Origin of the sequence: Mixta sp., assembly GCF_024610815.1 — a bacterium.
Classification (GTDB): Bacteria; Pseudomonadota; Gammaproteobacteria; order Enterobacterales; family Enterobacteriaceae; genus Mixta; species Mixta calida.
The window spans coordinates 1-6095 of record NZ_JANION010000241.1 but is presented as its reverse complement, the minus strand read 5'-3'; the positions used below and the strand labels follow the sequence as shown (position 1 = coordinate 6095).

Sequence of the window (6095 nt, the reverse complement as noted above, 5' to 3'; positions counted from 1 at the left end):
CAGTCCGGGCGCAATTGTTTTGCAGGCTTTCTTTTAACACAGTTACATTAAAACCCTTTATTTCAGGCATTTCCCGGCTTACTTTTCTTTACGTATTCAGGAAAAGGGGCCGGGAAGTACTTTATCTCTACTAATGCCCTTCCCTTTTTACCCCCTTTCTTGTTAAATTCTGCTTATGATTTTATGATGGACATCACAGTTTGCTGTCGCATTTTGCCGCGCTTACAGGGCGGAGAATCCTGCTTAAAAATAGGGTTATTATGCCATGCCGCCCAAATATTAGTTAAGACATCGTAATATATGTACGGCAAATCGTCTTATTCATGCGTTCAGAGCACATTTACTTTCACAATATTTAATGTTTTATCGGCTAATTAACGCGCTAGCGCTTCGTTTGTTTTGACAAACTCAAGTAATGAATGGAGCACAAACTGTCAATGATTGAGATCTACGTCACATTAGCAATACAGTAGCATTCCTGGAGTTTGACCCCTTATGGCTGAAACCTTTTAGCGAAAAATCCGATAGCGCTGTAACAGGCACTTATGGCATGACAATCATAGAGTTAGTGCGTTATAGCGCCGTCAACGCCTTCTGTAACACTTCAGGTTAATCCTAATAACAGGGCCATTTTATATCCGCCCAGTTATTAGCTTCGGTTCAGCATATTTTTTATTTCTGTACCGCGCATTTTCACCATAAAAATGACTATTGAATAAAAATCCAACCATAAATAGCGAAAAGGCGATGAGGGTTTTCTTAAAATCGTTCTTTAACAAGGGGTAAGACGTCGATTTCCCCCTGAGATTTATGGAAAAAAATCGCTCTTTCATCTACTCGTTCGGTTTTTCGAAAACCATGTTTACTGCATCAGCGATAACGGTTATTTACAGGCCGCGCTACGCTTCAGCTTTTGCCGGTTAGCGGGATACGATTAAGCGCGCCGCCTGCCGCTTGCGCTAAGCGTGTGAGCGGCGCGCATCCGTTACGGTTAAGTTTAGCTGTAAACGCTTTCACTTTTACCCGGCTGCTGCGGAAAGAAAGAGGCGGCCTTTTACGACCGCCTGAATGAACAGAGACGCTTAGTGAGCCGATGCTGAGTGAACCGGCAGCTGGAATGCCGATACGGTGTTTTTCAGGTAGTTGACCTGCTCCTCCAGCGAAGAGGCCGCTGAAGCGGATTCCTGCACCAGCGCCGCATTCTGCTGCGTCACGCCATCCATTTCCGTTACCGCTTGTTCGATTTGCAGGATGCCGCGGCTTTGCTCGTCAGACGCGGTGGAAACCTCCTGCATCAGCGCATTGACGCGGGAAACGGTGTTGATGATGTTAGCAATCGCCTCACCGGTTTTGGTGACCTGCTGCGAACCCTGGCTGATGCTGCTTACCGAATCTTTAATCAGTCCCTCAATTTCACGCGCGGCGGCGGCGCTGCGCTGCGCAAGATTACGTACCTCGCCGGCGACCACGGCGAAGCCGCGCCCTTCTTCTCCGGCACGCGCCGCTTCGACCGCTGCGTTCAGGGCCAGAATATTGGTCTGGAATGCGATGCTGTTGATCACGGAGGTGATCTCTTCAATCTTACGTGAACTCTCGGTGATGCCGCTCATGGTGGTGATCACCTCTTTCGATACGTCGTCGCCGGTCTGCGCCGCTTGTACCGCTTCCTGGGTTAAGCGCGTGGCCTGATAGACATTATCGGTGTTCTGTTTCACCGTTGCGCTCAACTCCTCCATGCTGGCGGCGGTCTGCGTCAGCGCCGACGCCTGCTGCTCGGTGCGGGAAGAGAGATCGATATTACCCGCAGCGATCTCCTGTGATGCGTTAGCGACGCTATGACAGGAGTCGCGTACCTGGCTGATGATTTGAATCAGAGACAGGCGCATCTGCTCGATAGAACGCAGCACATCAGAAATTTCACTGCGCGAGGCGGCGCTCACCGGCACGGTATGCTGGAGCTGCCCCTCAGCGATTTTGCTGCACTGCTCTTTTGCCGCCAACAGGGAGTCGAGCAGGTATTTTTTCAGCAGGAAGTAGATCAGGCCGATAATAAAGAGAAAAAGCACGGCAAAAATGACCAGCATAAGCACCGAGAAGTTGAAATTCTGCTGAGCGGTGACGTTCAGCTGCTTCGCATAGGTCTCATGCAGCGCCAGCACCTTATCCAGCGCGATTTCATACTGACGGTCCAGCTTCGCCACTACCGCGAGCTGATTGGTGAATCCCGCCTGATCGCCATTGCGCACGGCGGCCATCAGCGGCTCGATCCCCTGCTGCTTATAAGCCATCCAGGCCTGCTGGTACGCTTGCAGCAGCGCATCCTCGTTCTCCAGACGCGGCGCTTTTACATAGGCGTCAAAGGCGTCATCCATTTTTTGCACCAGCGTATCCACGCCAGCCAGCCGGGCGTTGGCATTTTCCATATCGCCTTTTTCCAGCTGTTTCATATATTCCATCAGATGCACGCGCAGGTTGCGGCTGTGGTTGATCGGATCGATGATCGACAGCACCACGCGGATCTCTTTATTCACACTATCAAGGGAGTTGTTACTGCGGACGAACAGCCAGGCGTTAGTGACGGAACTCACCATGAAAATGCCTAAGAGCGTAATCAGAATTAACAATGAACTGCGTTTTATGGTCATTAGAAATGTCTCAATACAGAATCGTACCTTATATATCGGCATTTCCAGAGACGAGTTTAAGTTCTCTTGCAGGCTAAAGCGGCTGTTTGAAGCAGTTTCAATGCAGGTATTTGATTGGAAAGTTAAAAAATTCTAAAATTTTCTTATGCTGCTGCGGTGCTTACTTCTGTTTCCTTCCGGGTCGTCCTTTGCATCCCTTTGCCTGTTGTCATTTTTCGGCCGCCTTTTGATAAAATTCTCATAATAAACGTGCAAACAGCATCTTAGCGTTATAGTCCAAAGAGCAGCTTCCCCTGGCGGGTAGCTGTTAATTTACGACAGCAGAGCGGCCTGTGCATTGCGCACCGGCCTGGAGCCCCTTTACCAGAGGCGCTGCGGTTACCCGCAGCGTCCACACAGACGTTTGTTTAAGCCGTCAGCAGCTGTTGCGCAGTGGTCTCCACCAGCGCCAGCAGCACTTTGATATCCTCAAAGCCGGCCGCCGGATTAAGCAGCGTCAGCTTCAGGCAGGTCACGCCGTTAAACTCCGTGACGCCGACGTTGGCGCGGCCTGACGCCAGCAGCGCGTCGCCGATGCGCTGATTCAGCAGCGCCACGGCAGGCTCGCCGCCGGGCAGCGACGCCTGCGGACGATAACGGAACAGCACGCTCGCCAGCTGCGGCTGCATTACCAGCTCCAGCGCATCCTGCTCGTCAACGTAACGCGCCACCTGCTGCGCCAGCGTCACTCCGTGATCGATAATCGCGGCATACTGCTTTTGTCCTAACGCCTCCAGCCCCATCCACAGCTTCAGCGCATCGAAACGGCGCGTGGTCTGCAAGGATTTAGAAACCAGGTTCGGCACGCCCTGCGCTTCGTCAAACTCGGAGTTGAGATAGGCCGCCTGATAGCGCATCAGCTCATAATGGCGCGCCTCTTTCAACAGGAAGGCGCCACAGCTGATGGTCTGGAAGAACTGCTTATGGAAGTCCAGCGTAATAGAATCCATTAGCTCAATGCCGTCCAGATAGTCGCGGTAATGCTCGGAGAGCAACAGCGCCCCGCCCCAGGCCGCGTCCACATGCACCCAAATTTGCTGTTCCGCCGCCAGCGCGGCGATGGCGCGCAGCGGATCGATGGCGCCTGCGTCAGTGGTGCCAGCGGTGGCGACAATCGCCATCACCTGCTCGCCGTTGGCTTTCGCCTGCGCCAGCTTCGTTGCCAGATCGTCGACATCCATACGCGCGCGCTCATCGGTTTTCACCAGCGTGACGCACTGATAGCCGAGCCCCAGCAACGCCATATTCTTCTGCACCGAGAAATGGGCGTTTTCAGAACAGAAAACCTTTAGCTTGCGCAGATCGCCTGCCAGGCCATCCTGCTGAACAGAGTGACCGGCGCGCGCGAAGAAGGCGTCACGCGCCAGCATCAGCCCCATCAGGTTGCTCTGGGTGCCGCCGCTGGTAAAGACGCCCGCGTCGCCAGCCTGATAGCCGACCTGGGCGCGCAGCCATTCGATCAGCTTCATTTCAATAATGGTGGCCGACGGGCTTTGGTCCCAGGAGTCCATGCTCTGGTTGGTGGCGTTGATCAGTACCTCCGCCGCCTGGCTCACCACCAGGCTTGGGCAGTGCAGATGCGCCACGCACTGTGGATGATGCACCGCCAGGCTATCCTGCAGGAAGTACTCAACCGCCCGCTCGATGGCGGCCTGATTGCCTAACCCCTGCGGATTAAAGTCGAGCTGAATGCGATCGCGCAGCTCATTGACGGTTTTCCCGCGATACATTTCAGGCTGCTGCAACCACTGCACCACCGCCTGGCTGCTCTGGGCTATCGCCTGCTGGTAGGCTTCGATGCTCTGCGCCGAAGCCGCCAGGATAGGATTTTCACTGGTCATCGCTTTTTACTCCACCGCGACAGGCTTAACGCCTGCGGCTAACAGGGCGCTTTCGAATTTCTCCAGGAAGATCGCCAGCTCATCGTTGGTGATCAGCAGAGAAGGCAGCAGACGCAGCACGCTGCCGTGACGTCCGCCGCGTTCGAGGATCAGCCCGGACTCAAAGCACTTCTTCTGCAACAGAGCGGAAAGCTCGCCGTCGGCCGGGTAGCAGCCCATGTGATCCTGCGCGGCGTCCGGCTTAACGATCTCAATGCCGATCATCATGCCCAGGCCACGCACATGGCCAATCACCGGATAGCGTTTTTGCAGCTCGACCAGCTTGCCTTTCAGCCACTCGCCCTGCTCCGCCACTTTGCCCGCGACGTTGTTCTCTTTCAGGATTTTCAGCGTGGTCAGGCCGGTCGCCATCGCCAGCTGGTTGCCGCGGAAGGTGCCAGTGTGGTGGCCCGGCGCCCAGGCGTCGAACTGTTTTTTAATACCGAGCACCGCCAGCGGCAAACCGCCGCCTACCGCTTTAGACATCACGATAATGTCCGGCTCAATACCCACGTGTTCAAAGGCGAAGAATTTGCCGGTGCGCGCGAAGCCCGCCTGCACTTCGTCGAGGATCAGCAGAATGCCGTGCTCCTGCGTCACTTTGCGAATGCGTTGCAGCCACTCGGCTGGCGCCGGGTTAACACCGCCTTCGCCCTGTACGGCTTCCAGGATCACCGCCGCCGGTTTGCGCACGCCGCTTTCCACATCGTTGATCAGGTTTTCAAAGTAGTAGCTCAGCGCTTTAACGCCCGCCTCGCCGCCGATGCCCAGCGGGCAACGGTAGAGATGGGGATAAGGCATAAACTGCACTTCAGGCATCATGCCGTCGACCGCTTCTTTCGGCGACAGGTTGCCGGTTACCGCCAGCGCGCCGTGCGTCATGCCGTGGTAGCCGCCGGAGAAGCTGATGACGCCGGAACGACCGGTCACTTTTTTCGCCAGCTTCAGCGCCGCTTCAACCGCGTCCGCACCGGACGGGCCGGTAAATTGCAGGCAGTATTCTTTGCCTTCGCCCGGCAGCAGAGAAAGCAGATATTCCGAAAAGGCGTCTTTTAACGGCGTCGTGAGATCAAGAGTATGTAACGGCAAGCCGCTGGTAATGACATTTTGGATGCTTTGCAGGATGTCAGGATGGTTATGTCCCAGCGCCAGCGTTCCAGCGCCCGCCAGGCAGTCAAGATATTGATTATTCTCAACGTCAGTGATCCAGGCGCCTTGAGCTTTCGCAATGGCTAAAGGCAATTTGCGCGGATAGCTTCTGACGTTCGATTCGAACGCATCCTGTCTTTCTAAATAATCTTTATTATTTTTGTTCAATGAATTAGCACCTAAAGTATCAATACGGACTTTATCCGTCATCATATCTCTCCTACAACCATGGCGATAAGTAGCGCAATGGTTGAAAAAATAAATTTAAAGGTTAACGCCTTGTTTAAGGCCGGCATAATATAGGTTTTTTCCGTCTGCGGCTCAATTGATTATTTTGTGTATATTTATTTATTAATTTACCATGATAAATCAAAAGGTTATT

Annotated in this window: 3 protein-coding genes; all 3 read right to left on the bottom strand. The window is 53.8% G+C overall.

Going from position 1 to position 6095, the window contains the following annotated elements; genetic code table 11:
- Positions 1–1082: 1082 nt before the first annotated feature.
- The 3 genes from MYY08_RS18350 to MYY08_RS18340 all read right to left on the bottom strand — a co-directional run bounded on the left by MYY08_RS18350 (position 1083) and on the right by MYY08_RS18340 (position 5923).
- The gene (locus tag MYY08_RS18350; RefSeq protein WP_038623743.1) at positions 1083–2645 is read right to left on the bottom strand and encodes a methyl-accepting chemotaxis protein; all 1563 of its coding nucleotides are present in this window, start codon (positions 2643–2645) and stop codon (positions 1083–1085) included.
- Positions 2646–3052: 407 nt separating this feature from the next.
- Positions 3053–4525, bottom strand: coding sequence for a pyridoxal phosphate-dependent decarboxylase family protein (locus tag MYY08_RS18345; RefSeq protein WP_288015346.1), 1473 nt, complete (start codon positions 4523–4525; stop codon positions 3053–3055).
- A 6-nt stretch (positions 4526–4531) separates the two neighbouring features.
- Positions 4532–5923, bottom strand: a complete 1392-nt coding sequence (locus MYY08_RS18340) for a diaminobutyrate--2-oxoglutarate transaminase (protein WP_288015348.1) — start codon at positions 5921–5923, stop codon at positions 4532–4534.
- Positions 5924–6095: the final 172 nt, after the last annotated feature.

Coding starts and splice junctions, on each gene's coding strand:
- MYY08_RS18350 (WP_038623743.1), bottom strand. CDS start 2,645: ATGACCATAAAACGCAGTTCATTGTTAATTCTGATTACGCTCTTAGGC.
- MYY08_RS18345 (WP_288015346.1), bottom strand. CDS start 4,525: ATGACCAGTGAAAATCCTATCCTGGCGGCTTCGGCGCAGAGCATCGAA.
- MYY08_RS18340 (WP_288015348.1), bottom strand. CDS start 5,923: ATGACGGATAAAGTCCGTATTGATACTTTAGGTGCTAATTCATTGAAC.